The sequence below is a fragment of the Streptomyces venezuelae genome, assembly GCF_008642355.1.
GTDB lineage: Bacteria > Actinomycetota > Actinomycetes > Streptomycetales > Streptomycetaceae > Streptomyces > Streptomyces venezuelae_B.
In genome coordinates, this window is sequence record NZ_CP029193.1 from 4,811,808 (window position 1) to 4,829,381 (window position 17,574).

A 17,574-nucleotide genomic window follows, 5' to 3' on the forward strand; every position below is an offset into this window, starting at 1 on the left:
CACTTCTGAGACACCGTGTTGCACTGATTTGCCATGGTTTGCCTCGCCCCCCGGTCCTTCGTGGATGACGCTCCCCGCTCATCCTTTGGTTCTACGACTTGCGTCCCTGGGGCCTGCTTCCGGCCGACTCCGGCTGCTTGCGACGATCGGTCACGCTCCGTGGCTTCCCCTGATCCCGCTCCTGATCCCGCTGCTGTTTCCCGCCCCGGCCCGTCCTGATTCCACTGGTCGCGCCCGTGCATTCGGTGGTGCGCCGAGGGCTCCCGGGCGTGTCCCGCGGTCCCCCCGATGGCTCTGACGAGGGGTCCGACGGCACCCGACCGGGGCTCCAGTGGCACCCGACCGGGACTGTGGCCACAGTTCCGGATCGGCAGCTTCCGCTGGTTTCCACGTATCTGACAGGGTGTCAGTTATTCATGAGTTGAGATAGGTGAGGACCGCAAGCACACGGCGGTGATCCCCGTCACTCGGCGAAAGACCGAGCTTCAGGAAGATGTTGCTGACGTGCTTCTCGACGGCACCGTCGCTCACGACGAGCTGCCGGGCGATCGCCGAGTTGGTCCGTCCTTCGGCCATCAGGCCGAGTACCTCACGTTCGCGCGGAGTAAGCCCCGCGAGCACATCTTGCTTGCGGCTGCGGCCGAGGAGCTGCGCGACGACCTCCGGATCGAGCGCCGTGCCGCCGTCCGCCACCCGCACCACGGCGTCGACGAACTCCCGCACCTCGGCGACCCGGTCTTTGAGCAGATAGCCCACGCCGCGGCTCGAACCGGCGAGCAGTTCGGTGGCGTACTGCTCCTCGACATACTGCGAAAGGACCAGGACCCCGAGGCCGGGGTGCTGGTGACGCAGGTACACGGCGGCGCGCACGCCTTCGTCGGTGTGGGTCGGCGGCATCCGCACGTCGGCGACGACCACGTCGGGCAGCGTGTCCTGCGCCGCGAGATCGGTGATCGTCTTGATCAGGGCGTCGGCGTCTCCCACGCCGGCGACCACGTCGTGCCCGCGGTCGGTCAGCAGCCGGGTCAGGCCCTCCCTGAGCAGCACTGAATCCTCGGCGATGACCACCCGCACTTTGTCCTCCACTTTTCGGCCCCCCGGCACTTTTTTCTGGCCCCCGGGCACTTTTGGCCCCCCGGCGCGCTTGTCTGGTCCGCGTCCGGCCGACGGTGGTGGCACCGGCCGGACGCATGGCGCCGACGCGTGGCGCCGAACACTTGGCACCTCAGTATCGCGTGCTCCACCCCGACCCACCGCCCCGCTCGCCGGACTGCCCTGCCTCATTCGGGCGCGGGGGGGGCACCTTCGGGGGGTACGTGGTGGGGTGGCGAGGGAGTGGATGGGTGGGAGTGGGGTGGCGTGGGAGGCGAGGGCTGTGCAGGTGCAGGTGCAGGTGCTGGTGCTGGGGGGAAAGGCAGGTCAGTAGGGGGCTCCAGCCGGGCAACTTCGGGTCGGTACCGGGGTCAGCTCAGAGGCGAGGCGCAGCCCAGCTCAGGGCTGGGCTGAGGGGGCGAGGCGGGGCTGAGCTCCGCACCGGGCCAGGGCCCGACCCGTTGGACGGGGACCGACTCGTTGTACGGGGCCAGGAGCCACCCCCGCCGCTCAGGGCCAGAGGCCAGCCCCCCGTCGCCCCGCTAAGAACCAGAGGCCAGAGGCCAGCCCCCTTCGCCCCGCTAAGAACCAGAGGCCGGTGGTCAGACGTCACGCCTACGGCTGGCGCCACGGCAGTTCCGCCGTGACCGTCGTCGGGCCGCCCTGCGGCGAGTCGACCACCAGGATTCCGTCGACCGCGTCGAGCCGCTCCGCGAGCCCCGCGAGGCCGGAGCCCGCCGATACGTCGGCGCCGCCCGTCCCGTTGTCGGTCACCTGGAGCATCAGCCGGTTCTCGGCCCGCCAGACGTCGACGCCCGCGTTCCGCGCCCCGCTGTGCTTGCTGATGTTCTGCAGCAGCTCGGAGACGGTGAAGTACGCGATGCCCTCGATGGCCGCCGCGGGCCGGCTCGTCAGGTCCACCTCCACCTGGACCGGCACCGTGCACCGCGCCGCCAGCGCGGAGAGGGCGGCGTCCAGACCGCGGTCGGTGAGGACGGCGGGATGGATGCCGCGGGCCAGATCGCGCAGCTCCTGCAGGGCCACCTTCACCTCGCCGTGCGCCTCGTCCACCATCCGCGCCGCCGCCTCCGGGTCCTCGGCCAGCTTCTCCTTCGCCAGGCCCAGGTCCATGGCGAGGGCGACGAGGCGGGCCTGTGCACCGTCGTGCAGGTCGCGCTCGATGCGCCGCAGGTCGGCGGCGGCCGTGTCCACGACCACGCCCCGGTCCGACTCCAGCTCCACGACGCGCGTCGCGAGCCGCGAGGGCCCGAGCAGCCCGTACACCAGCACGCGGTCCACGGTCGTCAGGGCCCGCAGGATCCACGGCGTGGCCAGCGTGACGAGGAGGCCCGTCGCTGCGGTGATGCCGATCTCGAAGGGGTTGTCGAGGTAGATGCGGTGCCCGTCGTCCCCGCCGTACAACTGGATGCCGTCCTGTCCTCCGTACATCGGGAAGAGCCAGAACCACAGCGGATAGGTGAGCATCAGCCAGCCGTACGCCCAGAAGACGATCGCCACCGTGAAGGAGAAGACCGACCACGGAAGCATCAGCAGCGAGTACAGGACGTGCCGCCAGGACGCGCCGCTCTTGAGGACCGCACCCATGTACGCCATCGGCCCGCCGCCCTTGGGGCGCAGCGGTTCCGGCGCGGCGACGTCGAGGCCGAGCAGTCCGCGCGCCCGCGTCCGCTCCAGGGCGCCGATGCCGCGGCAGCCGGCGAGACCGGCCGCGAGCACCGGAATGCCGATGAAGGTGATCAGCAGGCCCACGCCGAGCGAGAGCATGGTGACGGCGAAGACGAACGACGTGATGCCGATCGGCAGGCTCAGCATGGTGTAGCCGAACTCCCGCCACGTGCGGGCCTCGACCGGGGCGCGCAGTCCGACGGGCAGCCGGTGGGGCCGCCGCTCCTCGACATCCGTTCCCCGGAAGTCCGGCCGGTCCATGTGCGTGTACCCCTGTCCGTAGTCCGTGGCCATCGCTGCCGTCCGTTTCTGCGTCTGTGTATATGCGCGCTCGGGCGTAGACCCGGGCTCGGGCGCATATCCGGGTGCGGGTGTCTAGCTGGGCCCAGGCGTATATCCGGGCTCCGGCCTATATCCGGGCTCCGGCCTATATCCGGGCCCGAGTCGGACCTGGGTCCTCGGGTTCGCGGCTGTCTGCCCGCCGTGCTTGCTTACAGACTCGTCGACGCGGCACCCCCGGGCCATGCAGCCGGTCGGCGTCTTGAACCGGGGGTTTTCCCTACCCCCGAACCTTGTGCGGGCCCGGAGCCGCATCCGTCGAGCGGTCGCGCCACGGCAGCTCCGCCGTGATCGTCGTGGGGCCGCCCTCGGGCGACTCGATCACGAAGAGCCCGTCGACCGCGCCGAGCCGGTCGGCGAGCCCCGACATGCCCGTGCCGCCGTCGAGCCGCGCCCCGCCGCGCCCGTCGTCCCACACCTGGATGAGAAGCCGCTCGTCCGCCCGCCAGACGTCGACGCTCGCGTTCCGCGCCCCGCTGTGCTTGCTGATGTTCTGCAGCAGCTCGGAGACGGTGAAGTACGCGATGCCCTCGATGGCCGCCGCCGGGCGCGCAGGCAGGTCGGCGGTCACCTTGACCGGCACCGTGCAGCGCGAGGCGACCGAGGAGAGGGCGGCGTTCAGGCCGCGGTCGGTGAGGACGGCGGGGTGGATGCCGCGGGCCAGGTCGCGCAGCTCCTGCAACGCCAGCTTCACCTCGCCGTGCGCCTCGTCGACCATGGAGGCCGCGGCGTCGGGGTCCTCCAGGAGCTTCTCCTTGGCGAGGCCGAGGCCCATGGCGAGGGCGACGAGGCGGGCCTGCGCGCCGTCGTGCAGGTCGCGTTCGATGCGGCGCAGGTCGGCCGCGGCGGTGTCCACGACCACGCCCCGGTCGGACTCCAGCTCGGCGATCCGTCGCTCCAACTCGTCGGACGGCGAGAGCAGTCCGCGTACCATCGCCCGGTCCGCGTTGGTGAGCCCACGCGCGATGAAGGGCAGCACCGGCCAGAGCACGAAGAGTCCGACGGCGACGACGGCGAAGGTCAGCACGCCCCAGGGCAGCCGGATGAACCCGTACAGCATGGTGCGCCAGCCCACCGGGTCCTTCAAATTCGACCACAGCCGCCCGAGGAAACCCTGCCCCCGGTGCCCCGGCATCGGACTCGGCTCGTCCACGTGCAGGCCCAGCAGCTTCCTGGCCCGCGCCCGCTCCGCCCTGCCCAGGACGCGCGCGCCGAGCAGCCCCACCGCGAGCAGCGGCAGACCGACCACGGTGACCGTCATGCCGATGCCGATGGACAGCACGCTCACCGTGTAGACGAACCCGACGATGCCCATCGGCAGGTTCACCAGGAGGTGGACGATCTCCTTCCAGGTGTAGGCGTCGTACGCGAAGCGTGCGGGCGGCGGCCGGTCGTCGTGCAGAGGCGTGGTGCGTGCGGTCATACGCGCCAGGGTGCCCGGCCCGCCGCCGCGGCGCCATGAGGGGGACCGCCCGGACGGCCGGGGGATAACCCCACCCCGGTCCGCGCCCCGATCCCGACCCCTGGGGGCGACCGATGCGTGACGCTCTGCTTACCGAACCTTTAGCAGGCCCTAGACTCCCGTGCGTACAGATCGTCGAAAAGGGCCAGGAAGGTCAAGGAGTTCAGGGAGTGAGGGGCTGACGTGCACGTGACGAATGTCGCGGCGAGCTACTACCAGTCGTACTCCGTCGTCGGACTGCTCGCCGTCGTCGGCGTGCTGTTCGTCGCAGTGGCCTTCGGCGCGGGGCGGCTGCTGCGGCCCGTGGTGCCGACCCCGGAGAAACTCCTGACGTACGAGTGCGGCGTCGACCCCGTCGGCGAGGGCTGGGCCCACACCCAGGTCCGCTACTACGTCTACGCGTTCCTCTACGTGATCTTCGCCGTCGACTCGATCTTCCTCTTCCCCTGGGCGACGATCTTCGCCGCGCCCGGCTACGGCGCGACGACGCTCGTGGAGATGTTCATCTTCCTCGGCTTCCTCGCCGTGGGCCTGCTGTACGCATACAAGAAGGGCGTCCTGACGTGGACGTGACCCCGGAAACCGAAGGGCAGCAGCCGCGGCCCGTGCTGCTCCCCGAGCCGAAGAGGCTGGGCGCGCTCGCCCGGCTCGCGCCCGAACCCATGAAGGTGGTCCTCAACTGGGGCCGCCGGTACTCCCTCTGGGTCTTCAACTTCGGCCTCGCCTGCTGCGCCATCGAGTTCATCGCCGCGTCCATGGCACGGCACGACTTCATCCGGCTCGGCGTCATCCCCTTCGCCCCCGGGCCGCGCCAGGCCGACCTGATGGTCGTCTCCGGCACGGTCACGGACAAGATGGCGCCCGCGGTGAAGCGCCTGTACGAGCAGATGCCCGAGCCGAAGTACGTCATCTCGTTCGGCGCCTGCTCGAACTGCGGCGGCCCCTACTGGGACTCGTACTCCGTGACCAAGGGCGTCGACCAGATCATCCCGGTCGACGTGTACGTCCCCGGGTGTCCGCCCCGCCCCGAGGCGCTGCTCCAGGGCATCCTCAAGCTCCAGGAGAAGATCGCGCGCGAGTCCCTGGAGGAGCGGTACGGCAACGGTTCCGGCGCCCGCCCGTCGGCGGCCGCCCTGCAGAGCGGCCTCGTGCGGCCGCCCGCGCCGGGGGAGGGCACGGCATGACCGGCTGGCTGCCGAGCCCCGTCGAGGAGCTCTTCGGCGCGGAGGCGACCGCCGAGGAGTCGTACGACGTCCTGACCGTCGACGTCCCCCCGTCCTCCTGGACCACGGCCCTGAACACCGCCCGCACCACCCTCGCCTGCACCTACTTCGACTGGTTGAGCGCGGTCGACGAACCCGGCACGGGCTTCCGCGTCGCCGCCCACGTCGTCGCGCTCGCTCCCGTACGCCGCCTCCTCATCCGTACGACGGTCGCCCACGAAGCCCCCGTGCTCGCCTCCGCGGTCGACGTGTACGCGGGCGCCGCCTGGCACGAGCGCGAGACCCACGAGATGTTCGGCGTGACGTTCGAGGGCCACCCCGGACTGACCCCGCTGCTCCTGCCCGAGAGCTTCGAGGGCCACCCCCTCCGCAAGGACTTCGTGCTCGCGGCCCGCGTCGCGAAGGCCTGGCCGGGGGCCAAGGAGCCGGGCGAGTCGGAGCACGGCGGCCCCAAGCGCCGCCAGATGCTGCCGCCCGGCGTACCCGACCCGAACGAATGGGGTCCCCTGAAGGGCCAGCTCCCGGCGGCCCCGGCCCGCCCGGCCCGCGGCGCGGGCCGCGCCGCGGGTGCGGGTGCGGGCTCTCGCGCGGGTGCGGGCGCGAGTGAACGCCCGCCGCGCCGGACCCGCTCGGTCAGCCAGGGCTCGGCGAGCCAGGCGGCCCCCGAAGCACCGGCACAACCCGCGGCGACTGCGACTCCGGAGACGCCGGACGCTCCCGCCCGCCCCGCGCGCCGCACCCGCAGCGCGAGCCAGGGCTCGGCATCCCAACGACCGGCCACCCCGGAACCGACGACCCCGGCCCCGGAACCGACGACCCCGGCCCCGGAAACCGCCCCCGAGCCGAAGGCCACCCCCGAGCCGAAGTCCGACGCCCCGTGGCACCACGCCCGTCCGGCATTCGCGGACCCGGAGCAGCCGAAGCCCACGCCCGAGCCGGAGACCCCCCGCACCAAAGAAGCTGAGAAGACCAGGGAAACCAGGGAAACCAGGGAAACCAGGGAGACCAGGGAGACCAGGGAAACCGGACAGGCCGGACACACAGGACAGGCCGAAGACGCCGGTAACGCCCCCGGGGACACCGGCAATACTCCCGGAGACACCGGCGACACCCCCGGAGGCACCGAGTGAACGACGCCCTCGACGTCGCCCTGCGCCTTGTCATCGTCTTCGCCGTGTTCCTGGTCCTCCCCCTCGTCGTCGGCCAGACCGAGCACAAGGTGATGGCCCACATGCAGGGACGCCTCGGCCCGATGCACGCGGGCGGCTTCCACGGCTGGGCACAACTCGTCGCCGACGGCGTCAAGTTCGCCCAGAAGGAAGACGTCGTCCCCGCCGAGGCCGACCGCCGTGTCTTCCAGCTCGCACCCGCCATCGCCTTGCTGCCCTACCTCCTCGTCCTGATCGCCATCCCGATCGGCCCCGGCGAGGGCGCGGTCGGGGAGGTTGTCGACGCGGGCATCTTCTTCGTGCTCGCGGTGATGGGTGTCGGAGTACTCGGCTCGCTCATGGCCGGCTGGGCCAGCGCCAACAAGTTCTCCCTCCTCGGCGGCCTCCGCACCGCCGCCCAGCTCCTCGCGTACGAACTCCCGATGCTGCTCGCCGCCGCCTCCGTCGCGATGGCCGCGGGCACGGTCTCCCTGCCCGGCATCGTCGACGCCTTCGAGTGGTGGTGGCTGCCCTGGCAGATCGTCGGCGCGCTCGTGTTCTTCGTCGCGGGCCTCGCCGAACTGCAGCGCCCGCCCTTCGACATGCCGGTCGCCGACTCCGAGATCATCTTCGGTGCCTACACCGAGTACACGGGCCTGCGTTTCGCCCTCTTCCTCCTCGCCGAGTACGCCGGAATCGTCGTCCTGTGCGGCCTGACCACCGTCCTCTTCCTGGGCGGCTGGCACGGACCCTGGGGCGCCGACGGTCTCGGCTGGGTCTGGACCCTGCTGAAGACGGCCGTCCTCGCCTTCGTCGTGATCTGGCTGCGCGTGTCCTACCCCCGTCTCCGTGAGGACCAGCTCCAGAAGCTCTCCTGGACCCTCCTCGTCCCGCTCGCCCTCGCGCAGATCGCGCTCACCGGAATCGTGAAGGTGGCGATCAACTGATGCCCCCGATCCCAGGCTCGGGCCTCGCCAAGGGCCTCGCCGTCACCCTGCGCACGATGACGAAGAAGACCGTCACCGAGCAGTACCCCGAGCACCAGCCCGAACTTCCGCCCCGCACCCGCGGCGTCATCGGACTCTTCGAGGAGAACTGCACGGTCTGCATGCTCTGCGCCCGTGAGTGCCCCGACTGGTGCATCTACATCGACTCCCACAAGGAGACGGTCCCGCCCGCCGCCCCCGGCGGCCGCGAGCGCAGCCGCAACGTCCTCGACCGCTTCGCCATCGACTTCGCCCTCTGCATGTACTGCGGCATCTGCATCGAGGTCTGCCCCTTCGACGCCCTCTTCTGGTCGCCCGAGTTCGAGTACGCCGAGACCGACATCCACGAACTCACCCACGAGCGCGACAAGCTCCGCGAGTGGATGTGGACGGTCCCGGCCCCGCCCGCCCTGGACCCCGCCGCCGAGGAGCCGAAGGAACTCGCCGCCGCCCGCAAGACGGCGGAAAAGCTGGCCGCGACCTCGGCAGTCGCTGAGGCCGACACGAAGGGCGAGGAGTCGTGACCATCGCCGCCGAAACACAGGGCTTCCTGTCCCCGACAGGCGTCGAGATCGCCTTCCTCCTGGTCGGTCTCGTCACCCTCGGCGCGGCCGTCATCACGGTCACGACCCGGCAGCTGGTCCACGCCGCGCTGTGGCTGGTGGTCGCGCTCGGCGGGCTCGCCGTCGAGTACCTCCTCCTGACCGCCGAGTTCATCGCCTGGGTCCAGGTCCTCATCTACGTCGGTTCCGTCGTCGTACTCCTCCTCTTCGGACTGATGCTCACCCGGGCGCCCATCGGCCGTTCCCCGGAAGCCGATTCGGGCAACCGCCCGGTCGCGCTCGCGGTGGCCCTCGTCGCCGCGGCCGCCCTGGTCTGGGTCGTCGTGGACGCGTTCCGCACCACGGTGATCGACCTGGGCGGCGCCGCCCAAGGCTCCACCGACGTGACCGGCTCGATCCTCTTCCGGCACTGGGTGCTTCCCTTCGAAGCCCTCTCGGTCCTCCTCCTCGCCGCCCTCGTCGGCGCGATCGTCCTGTCCCGCAAGAACACCGCCCAGGACCAGACCCAAGGCCGGCCCCAGGACCAGACCCGAGCCCGGCCCCAGGACCAGGAGGAGAACAACTGATGCACCTCCACCTCGCCTATCCCGCGGTCCTGGCCGTCCTTCTCTTCTGCGTCGGCCTGTACGGCGTCCTCGCCCGGCGCAACGCGATCCTGGTCCTGATGTCCGTCGAGCTGATGCTCAACGCCGTCAACCTCAACCTGGTCGCCTTCGACGTCTGGCTCCGCGACTCCCTCCACGCAGGGCAGGCCCTGACCCTCTTCACCATCGCCATCGCCGCCGCCGAGATCGGCATCGGCCTCGCGATCGTCCTGGCCGTCTACCGCAACCGCGGCAGCTCCGCCGTCGACGACCTCCGCGACACCGCCGAGCGCCCTGACGATGATCCGGGCGACGCCCCGGATGACAGCGACGGCAACCGAGACGACGGTCCGGGCGCCCCCGACGCAGAGGCCGCACCGGCGCAGAAGGCTGAGGCCACCGCGTGACCACGACCACCCTCGCCGTCCTCGTCCCTCTCCTTCCGTTCCTGGGCGCGGCCGCGGGTCTGCTCCTCGGCCGGCGCATCCCCGGTCTCGTACGCCCCCTCGCCGTCCTGCCCACACTGACGGCGCTCCTGCTCGCCGTGCTCGTGGCGGTCCGTCAGGGCGGCGGCACCGGCGGCGGAACGGCCCCGGTCGACGCCGCCACCGAGCTCACCCCGACCGGCTCGGTCCCCATCGAGCTCGCTCTGCACATCGACGGCTTCGCCGCCCTCGTCGCCGTCCTGGTCGGCGTCGTCGCGTCGTGCGTGCAGATCTACTCGACGGGCTACCTCCGCGAGGACCCGCGCTACCCCTCGTACGCCGCACTCGTCTCCCTCTTCACCTCCGCGATGCTGCTCGTCGTCTACTCCGGCGACCTGATGGTGCTCCTGGTCGGCTGGGAGATCATGGGCATCTGCTCGTACTTCCTCGTCGGCCACTACTGGGAGACTCCCGAGGCGCGCGCCGCTTCCCTGAAGGCCTTCCTCGTCACCAAACTCGGCGACGTCCCCTTCCTGATCGGCCTGTTCGCACTCGCCGCCGACACGGGCTCCTTCCGCATCACCACGATCCTGTCGACGGTCGCGGACAACGGCCTGGACCACCCGACGCTGATCGCCCTGCTGCTGCTCGCGGGCGTCGCCGGCAAGTCGGCGCAGTTCCCGCTCCACACCTGGCTGCCCGACGCGATGGCAGGCCCCACGCCCGTCTCCGCGCTGATCCACGCCGCGACGATGGTCGCCGCCGGTGTCTACTTCGTGGCCCGGCTCCTCCCCGTCTTCGCCCTCTCCGGCGCGGCCCTGGTCGTCCTCGCCGTCATGGCCGCCGTCACCATGGCCGGCTCGGCACTCGCCGCGCTCGCCCAGGACGACATCAAGCGCGTCCTCGCGTACTCGACGATCGGTCAGCTCGGCTACATGACCGGCGCCCTCGCCGTCGGCGACCGCGGCGCCGCCGTCTTCCACCTCCTGTCGCACGGCGCCTTCAAGGCGCTCCTGTTCCTCGCGGCGGGCGTGATCATCCACGCCGCCGGCACCAACTCGCTGGCCGCCATGTCCCGCATGGGCGGTCTGCGCGACCGGATCCCCGACGCGTACTGGACGATGACCGTGGCGCTCCTCGCGCTCGCCGCGATCCCGCCGTTCAGCGGCTTCTTCTCCAAGGAGGCGGTGCTCGGCGCCGCCGAGCACACGGCCACCGGCCACGCCGAGTCCGTGCCCACCGCGGCGGGCTGGATCGTCCTCGTCGCCGGTCTGCTCACCGCCCTCCTCACCGCCGCCTACGCGACGCGCCTGTGGCTGCTCGCCTTCCACGGCCGGGGAGACCGGGCCCCCGACCACGGGCGCCAGCCCGTCGCCATGACCGCCGTGCTCTGGGTGCTCGCCGTGCCCTCCCTCGCCTTCGGTCTCGCCGTCGGTGCCCTGCCGGACTGGTTCGACGGCCACTCGCTCGCCCCGACGCTCGCCACCTCCGTGCTCGGCACGGGCGTCGCGCTCGTCGGTGCCCTGCTCACCTATGGCGCGTGGCGGCACACGACGGCTCTCGCCGCCCGCGTCCCGATGGGCGCGGTCGCCGCGACCCCGGACGGTGACGGAGCCCAGGTCGAAGCGGAGGCCATCGCCACCCACACACCCGCGTACGGAGACGTCGCCTCGGCGCCGGACCCGGCCGACCCCGGCCGCCTGCTGCTCGGCCCACTGCACCGGCACGCCGCCGCGGGCTTCCACCTCGACGCCGTCTACACCGCCCTGTTCGTACGCCCCGTCCGCGCCGCGGCGAGCCTGGTCCGCTTCCTGGACCGCGAGGTCGTCGAGACGTACGTGCGCGGCGCCGGCGCCGCACCCCGCTGGCTCGGCGCGGCCGTCCGCCGCGCGCAGACCGGCAACGTGCAGACCTATCTGAGCGCGCTGCTCGCAGGCACGGTCGTCCTGGCCGTCGCCGCCGTCCTCGTCGCCACCGCCGGAGCGTGAGCAGCCGTGATCGGTATCAGTGAGTCCGTGATGCAGTTTCTTCTGGCGTTGATCGTCGTCGGCCCGCTCATCGGCGCCGTGGCCGCTCTCCTGCCGGCCCCGCCCGGACTGAAGGGAAAGTCGCCCGACCAGGCCGTGCTGCGCCACGGCGTGAGCGTGACCGGCGTGATTCTGCTCGCCGCGATCGTCCTCGCGCTCGGCTTCGACCACGACCAGCCGTCGAAGATGCAGGCCACGACCGATATCAGCTGGATCCCCGCACTCGACGTGCGCATCCATCTCGGCATCGACGGCATCTCGCTCCCCCTTCTGGTCCTGACCGCGCTGCTGACGTTCCTGTGCGCGCTGTACTCCTATTGCAAAATGCCGGCCGGGCCTTCCCCCAAGGCCTTCGTCGCACTGATCCTCATGCTCGAGTCCGGCACCCTCGCGACCTTCGCCGTCCTCGATCTGCTGTTGTTCTTCCTGGCGTTCGAGGTGGTGCTCATCCCGATGTACTTCCTCATCGCCCGCTGGGGCGGTGAGCAACGCGTCCAGGCCGCCTGGAAGTTCATCCTCTACACACTGCTCGGCTCCGTCGTCATGCTGCTGGGCCTGCTCCTCATCGGGCTCAAGTCCGGCACATTCGACATGGTGGCACTCGCCACTGACAACGGCCGGAACCTGACCACATCCGTGCAGGTCATCGCGGTTCTGGCGATCGGCATCGGGCTCGCGGTCAAGACGCCGATGTGGCCGCTGCACAGCTGGCTGCCCGACGCCCACACCGCCGCGCCGACCGTCGGATCGGTGTTGCTGGCCGGCGTCATGCTGAAGATGGGTACGTACGGGTTCGTCCGGATCGTCCTGCCCATCGCGCCGGACGGAATGCGGGAGTTCGCGCCGTACCTCGCGGCCTTCGCGGTCGTCGGCATCATCTACGGCTCCCTCGCCTGCCTCGCGCTCGCCAAGCAGGGCGCGAAGGGCGACCTCAAGCGCCTCATCGCGTACTCGTCCGTCGGCCACATGGGCTTCGTCCTGCTCGGCATCGCCACGATGAGCCCCACCGGCGTGAACGGCGCCCTGTTCGCCAACATCGCCCACGGCCTCATCACCGGCCTGCTCTTCTTCCTGGTCGGCGCGCTGAAGGACCGCACCGGTACGACCGACCTCGACACCCTCGCGCAGGGCTCCGGCGCCGCGCTCTACGGCAAGGCGCCGCGCCTCGGCGGACTCCTCGCCTTCGGCGCCGTCGCCTCGCTCGGCCTGCCGGGCCTCGCAGGGTTCTGGGGCGAAATGCTGGCGCTGTTCGGCGCGTTCGAGCCCGCCCCCGACCTCAGCCGGCCCGCCTTCCTCACCTTCATGGCGATCGCCGCCTTCGGCACGCTGCTCACGGCCGCGTACATGCTCATCGTCGTACGCCGTGTCTGCATGGGCCCGATGCCGCAGACCACCACGGCCGACGAGCCCGCGCCCAAGGCCCTCCCCGACGTCCGCGGCTACGAGTTCGCCGCCTGGACCCCGCTCGTCGCCCTCACCGTCCTCGCCGGACTCTGGCCCGCGGCTCTCCTCGGCCTGACCGACCCGGCCGTGCAGAAGCTCCTCACTGGAGGCAAGTCGTGACCGTGGCCGCCGAAAGCGCCGCAAGCCTCGTCCAGTCCGTCGACTGGCTCGCGATCGCGCCGCCGACCATCGCGGCGGTCGTCGGCCTCGTCGTGCTCGTCGCCGACCTCTTCGTGAAGGACGGCAGGAAGGCGCTCCTCGGCTGGATCTCCGTGGCGGGCCTGGCCGCCGCCGCGCTCGCCCTGCTGCCGCTCCTGAACGACGACCGTTCGACCTTCTGCCTCACCGGCGGCGGCACGCACGCGTGCAGCTACACCGCAGACCGCTTCACCCTCGTCATCCAGCTCCTCGTCCTCGTGGGCGCCCTGCTCGCCGCCCTGCTCTCGATGAGCACCCTCAAGGACTCCGGCGACGAACTGCCCGCGGGGGAGTACTGGTTCCTGCTGCTGTCGTCCGCGGCGGGCGCCGCCCTGCTGCCCGCCTCCCGCGACCTCGCGACGCTCGTCGTCGCCCTCGAAGTGGCCTCCCTCCCGGCGTTCGCCCTTGTCGGCCTCAAGCGCGGCGACAAACGCTCCTCCGAAGCGGCCCTGAAGTTCTTCCTCTCCTCCGTCACCGCCACCGCGGTGAGCCTCATGGGCGTCAGCTTCGTGTACGCCGCCACCGGCACCCTGCACCTCACGGAGATCGCCACAGAACTGCAGGACCTCCAGAACATCGACGGCCAGCTGCACACCCTCGCGCAGACGGGCGTCGCCCTCACCCTCGTCGGCTTCGCCTTCAAGGTGGCGGCCGTGCCCTTCCACTTCTGGGTGCCCGACACCTACGTAGGCGCGCCGCTGCCCGTCGCCGCCTACCTCTCGGTCGTCGGAAAGGCCGTCGGCTTCACCGGCCTCATCCTGGTCACCGTCGTGGCCTTCCCGGCGTACGCGGACGTCTGGGGCCCGGCACTCGCCGTCCTCGCCGCACTCACCATGACCGCGGGCAACGTGGCGGCCCTGCGCCAGCAGGCCACGCGCGCGTACAGCGCGGTGCGCCTCCTCGCCTGGTCCTCGGTCGGCCAGGCCGGCTACCTCCTGGTGCCGATCGCCGCCGCCGGTTACGCCGACGACACCGCCGACGCCGAGAAGGCCATCGGTTCCACCGTCGCCTACGCCCTGATGTACGCGGCCGTGAACCTCGGCGCCTTCGCCGTCGCGGCACTGGTCGGACGTACGCAGCGCCTGAACCGCGTCAGCGACTACCGCGGGCTGTACGCGCGCAAGCCCCTGGCCGCCCTCGTCCTCGGTTTCTTCCTGCTCTGCCTGGCCGGTCTGCCGCCCGGCATCATCGGCCTCTTCGCAAAGGTCACGGTCTTCTCCGCCGCCGTCGACGCGGGCCTCGGCTGGCTCGCCGTGGTGATGGCCGCGAACGTGGTGATCGCGCTCTTCTACTACCTCCAGTGGACCGCGCTCCTGTTCCGCGCCCCCGAAGGCGAGCCGGTCGAGCACCGTGTCCCCGCCCCGCTCACCGCGGCCATCGCGCTCACGGCGGTCCTCGGGATCGCCCTCTCCGGAGCGCCCCAGCTGATCCTGAGGTTCTCGGACACCGGTCTGTTCTGAGACAGACCGCGACCGGTCGCGGCACGGCGCGCGGCCTTCACCCGCGCGGCCTACATCGCTCATGCGTGCACAAGGGAACTAGTGCTCCCCGCCTGGCGTTGACCAGTACGGGAGGGTCCACTGAACAGTGGAAGCACCAGTCAGCAGAGGGTTCCCCCACGCACCACCAGGAGGGCGTACCGTGCACCGCCGGCACAACGGATTGAAGACCGCCGTACTCCTCGGGGGACTGTCCGCGCTCATCCTTGTCATCGGCAGTTTCTTCGGGCGTACGGGCCTGATCGTCGCGCTGCTCGTGGCGGTCGGCACCAACGCGTACGCGTACTGGAACAGCGACAAGCTCGCCCTGCGCGCCATGCGTGCCCGCCCGGTGAGCGAATTCGAGGCCCCCGAGCTGTACCGCATGGTCCGCGAGCTCTCCACACAGGCCCGCCAGCCCATGCCCCGCCTGTACATCTCGCCCACCGAGGCGCCGAACGCGTTCGCGACGGGCCGCAACCCCCGCAACGCGGCGGTGTGCTGCACCGACGGCATCCTGCGGCTCCTCGACGAGCGCGAGCTGCGCGGCGTCATCGGCCACGAGCTCAGCCACGTCTACAACCGGGACATCCTGATCTCCTCGGTCGCGGGCGCCCTCGCGTCCGTGATCATGTTCCTGGTCAACTTCGCCTGGCTGATCCCCGTCGGCCGCTCGAACGACAACGAAGGCCCCGGCATCTTCGGGATGCTCCTGATCATGCTGCTCGGCCCACTGGCGGCCTCCATCATCCAGCTCGCGATCAGCCGCTCCAGGGAGTACGAGGCCGACGCGTCCGGGGCGCAGCTCACCGGCGACCCCCTCGCCCTCGCGAGCGCGCTGCGTAAACTCGAAACAGGGACGAAGCAGTTGCCGCTGCCGCCCGAGCCCCGACTCGAGACCGCGAGTCACATGATGATCGCGAACCCCTTCCGTCCGGGACAGGGCATGTCCAAGATGTTCTCCACGCACCCGCCGATGGCGGAGCGCATCGCCCGACTCGAGCAGATGGCAGGTCGCCAACAGTGAAGACAATCCTCAACGTCATATGGCTCGTCCTCTGCGGCTTCTGGATGTTCCTGGCGTACCTCGTCGCGGGCGCGCTGCTCTGCATCACCATCATCGGCATCCCGTTCGGCCTGGCCAGCTTCCGCATCGGCCGCTATGCCCTGTGGCCCTTCGGGTACACGACGGTCGAGCGCCGCGACGCGGGCGCGCCGTCGTGCGTGGGCAACGTCCTGTGGCTGATCCTCGCCGGCTGGTGGCTCGCCATCGGCCACATCGTCACAGGCCTCCTGCTCTGCGTCACGATCATCGGCATCCCCCTGGGCGTCGCCAACTTCAAGCTGATCCCCGTCTCGCTGCTCCCCCTCGGCCGCGACATCGTCCGCACCGACCAGCCCTTCGCCGCGCGCCGCTGAAAGGGTCTGGGACGCCTGGTGGTCCGGTCGGCCCACGGAGCCCAACCTGTGGGCGCGCGACGGCACAGGCGCGGACGGAAGAGCCCACTGGCTGGCCGTCGCCCGCGAGTACGCGCGGCAACTCGCCCCGGTTCGCGCCCCCACCACGACGTACCACCTCGACGGCCGCCACATCACCGACGAACCCGCCTTCTACTGCGCACTCGGCGAGGCGGTGCACGGCCCCGGGGGCTACGCCGGGCGAAGCCCGGACACGCTGCGGGACATGCTGACGGACTGCCTCCGCCACACCACGGCCACCCCGTCACCCCGCACCCTGATCTGGCACACCGCCCACACGGCCCGAACCTGCCTGGGCGTCACGCCCCGCACGGACGACCGTGCACGGACCTTCGAGGAACTCCTGACGCTGCTGAGACAGACGAACATCGAGGTAGTCCTGGCATAGAGCCCCAGGCCCCAGGCCCAAGGCCTCAGGCCCAAGGCGCCAGGGGTAAGCCCAAGGGCCAGAGGCCAGGCAGGACCCGCTGTGGCATGCGCCGCACCTGACCGATCACCGCAACCGCGCCTCTACGTAGAGACGTCCTACAGGACAACACCGCACAAAGCTCACCGCGCGGGAAAGGCCGGGTCATCACATGGGCATCATCAGCTGGATCGTCTTGGGACTGCTGGCCGGAGCCGCCGCCAAACTGCTGCTGCCCGGCCGCGACCCGGGCGGCTTCATCGGCACGACCGTCATCGGCATCGCCGGTGCCTTCGTCGGCGGCTGGATATCAGCCCGCTACCTGGACCGCCCGATCGCCGACGACTTCTACGACGGCGCCACCTGGGTGGCGGCCATCGGAGGGTCGCTCGTCCTGCTCGTCGCCTACCGCATCCTCTTCGGACACTCTCGGCGCTGAGACGCCGTCCCACGTCTGCGGCCAGCAGCAAAGGGCGGGCGCCCCCGTCAGGGGTGCCCGCCCTCAGCCGTCCGTACGACGGCGAACGCGACCTACCGGTAGTTCACGAACTGCACGGCGAAGTCGAAGTCCTGCCCCTTGAGCAGCGCCTGCACGGCCTGCAGGTCATCCCGGCTCTTCGAGCTGACCCGCAGCTCGTCGCCCTGGACCTGCGCCTTGACGCCCTTGGGGCCCTCATCGCGGATGATCTTGGCGACCTTCTTCGCGTTCTCCTGGGAGATGCCCTCTTCGATCGAGGCGAAGATCTTGTACTCCTTGCCGGACAGCTGCGGCTCACCCGCGTCCAGCGACTTCAGCGAGATGCCCCGCTTGATCAGCTTGGACTGGAAGATGTCGAGGATCGCCTTGACCCGCTCCTCGCCGTTCGCCTCCATCAGGATCTTCTCGCCGGACCACGAGATCGAGGCACCGGTGCCCTTGAAGTCGTAGCGCTGCGAGATCTCCTTGGCGGCCTGGTTGAGGGCGTTGTCGACCTCCTGCCGCTCGACCTTCGAGACGATGTCGAAACTGGAGTCGGCCATGTCCTGTGGCTCCTT

At 70.7% G+C, this 17,574-nt stretch carries 18 protein-coding genes; 14 read left to right on the forward strand and 4 right to left on the reverse strand.

Annotation, left to right across the window (positions count from 1 at the left end; translation table 11 throughout):
* Positions 1 to 414: 414 nt before the first annotated feature.
* From DEJ47_RS22315 to DEJ47_RS22325, 3 genes are all read right to left on the reverse strand, one after another.
* Complete coding sequence (locus DEJ47_RS22315) at positions 415 to 1,074, reverse strand: response regulator transcription factor (protein ID WP_317850859.1); 660 nt, start codon at positions 1,072 to 1,074, stop codon at positions 415 to 417.
* 633 nt (positions 1,075 to 1,707) lie between these two features.
* Complete coding sequence (locus tag DEJ47_RS22320) at positions 1,708 to 3,072, reverse strand: sensor histidine kinase (protein ID WP_150171005.1); 1,365 nt, start codon at positions 3,070 to 3,072, stop codon at positions 1,708 to 1,710.
* A 265-nt stretch (positions 3,073 to 3,337) separates the two neighbouring features.
* Positions 3,338 to 4,540 (reverse strand): sensor histidine kinase, encoded by a 1,203-nt coding sequence (locus tag DEJ47_RS22325; RefSeq protein ID WP_150171007.1) that lies wholly within the window; start codon positions 4,538 to 4,540, stop codon positions 3,338 to 3,340.
* Between the two features lie 222 nt (positions 4,541 to 4,762).
* On the opposite strand from DEJ47_RS22325, the gene DEJ47_RS22330 reads away from it, so the two are divergent.
* The 14 genes from DEJ47_RS22330 (at position 4,763) to DEJ47_RS22395 (ending at position 16,978) form a co-directional block, all read left to right on the forward strand.
* Complete coding sequence (locus tag DEJ47_RS22330; RefSeq protein WP_150171008.1) at positions 4,763 to 5,152, forward strand: NADH-quinone oxidoreductase subunit A; 390 nt, start codon at positions 4,763 to 4,765, stop codon at positions 5,150 to 5,152.
* Positions 5,143 to 5,763, forward strand: coding sequence for an NADH-quinone oxidoreductase subunit B (locus DEJ47_RS22335; RefSeq protein ID WP_150171010.1), 621 nt, complete (start codon positions 5,143 to 5,145; stop codon positions 5,761 to 5,763). The genes DEJ47_RS22330 and DEJ47_RS22335 overlap by 10 nt, the downstream gene beginning before the upstream one ends.
* Entirely contained in the window at positions 5,760 to 6,932 is a 1,173-nt protein-coding gene (locus DEJ47_RS22340) for an NADH-quinone oxidoreductase subunit C (protein ID WP_150171012.1), read from the forward strand. The genes DEJ47_RS22335 and DEJ47_RS22340 overlap by 4 nt, the downstream gene beginning before the upstream one ends.
* Complete coding sequence (locus DEJ47_RS22345; protein WP_150171014.1) at positions 6,929 to 7,897, forward strand: complex I subunit 1/NuoH family protein; 969 nt, start codon at positions 6,929 to 6,931, stop codon at positions 7,895 to 7,897. Before DEJ47_RS22340 ends, DEJ47_RS22345 begins: the two co-directional genes overlap by 4 nt.
* The gene (locus DEJ47_RS22350) at positions 7,897 to 8,460 is read left to right on the forward strand and encodes a NuoI/complex I 23 kDa subunit family protein (RefSeq protein WP_150171016.1); all 564 of its coding nucleotides are present in this window, start codon (positions 7,897 to 7,899) and stop codon (positions 8,458 to 8,460) included. The genes DEJ47_RS22345 and DEJ47_RS22350 overlap by 1 nt, the downstream gene beginning before the upstream one ends.
* A complete protein-coding gene (locus tag DEJ47_RS22355) occupies positions 8,457 to 9,065 on the forward strand; it encodes an NADH-quinone oxidoreductase subunit J (protein WP_150171018.1) in 609 nt (202 codons plus the stop codon). Before DEJ47_RS22350 ends, DEJ47_RS22355 begins: the two co-directional genes overlap by 4 nt.
* Positions 9,065 to 9,490 (forward strand): NADH-quinone oxidoreductase subunit NuoK, encoded by a 426-nt coding sequence (gene nuoK / locus DEJ47_RS22360; protein WP_150171020.1) that lies wholly within the window; start codon positions 9,065 to 9,067, stop codon positions 9,488 to 9,490. Before DEJ47_RS22355 ends, nuoK begins: the two co-directional genes overlap by 1 nt.
* On the forward strand, positions 9,487 to 11,496 hold the full coding sequence (locus DEJ47_RS22365; protein ID WP_150171022.1) for an NADH-quinone oxidoreductase subunit L: 2,010 nt from the start codon (positions 9,487 to 9,489) through the stop codon (positions 11,494 to 11,496). The genes nuoK and DEJ47_RS22365 overlap by 4 nt, the downstream gene beginning before the upstream one ends.
* 6 nt (positions 11,497 to 11,502) lie before the next feature.
* The gene (locus DEJ47_RS22370; protein ID WP_150171024.1) at positions 11,503 to 13,098 is read left to right on the forward strand and encodes an NADH-quinone oxidoreductase subunit M; all 1,596 of its coding nucleotides are present in this window, start codon (positions 11,503 to 11,505) and stop codon (positions 13,096 to 13,098) included.
* Complete coding sequence (locus DEJ47_RS22375) at positions 13,095 to 14,636, forward strand: NADH-quinone oxidoreductase subunit N (protein WP_150171026.1); 1,542 nt, start codon at positions 13,095 to 13,097, stop codon at positions 14,634 to 14,636. Before DEJ47_RS22370 ends, DEJ47_RS22375 begins: the two co-directional genes overlap by 4 nt.
* 181 nt (positions 14,637 to 14,817) lie before the next feature.
* Positions 14,818 to 15,681: a zinc metalloprotease HtpX gene (gene htpX / locus DEJ47_RS22380; protein ID WP_150171028.1), complete on the forward strand. Its 864-nt coding sequence runs from the start codon at positions 14,818 to 14,820 to the stop codon at positions 15,679 to 15,681.
* The gene (locus DEJ47_RS22385; RefSeq protein WP_150171030.1) at positions 15,678 to 16,073 is read left to right on the forward strand and encodes a YccF domain-containing protein; all 396 of its coding nucleotides are present in this window, start codon (positions 15,678 to 15,680) and stop codon (positions 16,071 to 16,073) included. Before htpX ends, DEJ47_RS22385 begins: the two co-directional genes overlap by 4 nt.
* Before the next feature lie 91 nt (positions 16,074 to 16,164).
* Positions 16,165 to 16,521: a barstar family protein gene (locus tag DEJ47_RS22390; RefSeq protein WP_223828728.1), complete on the forward strand. Its 357-nt coding sequence runs from the start codon at positions 16,165 to 16,167 to the stop codon at positions 16,519 to 16,521.
* Between the two features lie 190 nt (positions 16,522 to 16,711).
* Positions 16,712 to 16,978 (forward strand): GlsB/YeaQ/YmgE family stress response membrane protein, encoded by a 267-nt coding sequence (locus DEJ47_RS22395; RefSeq protein WP_150171034.1) that lies wholly within the window; start codon positions 16,712 to 16,714, stop codon positions 16,976 to 16,978.
* A gap of 92 nt (positions 16,979 to 17,070) precedes the next feature.
* Here the strand turns inward: DEJ47_RS22395 and DEJ47_RS22400 are convergent, their stop codons facing one another.
* Positions 17,071 to 17,559: a YajQ family cyclic di-GMP-binding protein gene (locus DEJ47_RS22400; RefSeq protein ID WP_150171036.1), complete on the reverse strand. Its 489-nt coding sequence runs from the start codon at positions 17,557 to 17,559 to the stop codon at positions 17,071 to 17,073.
* Between the last annotated feature and the right edge of the window lie 15 nt (positions 17,560 to 17,574).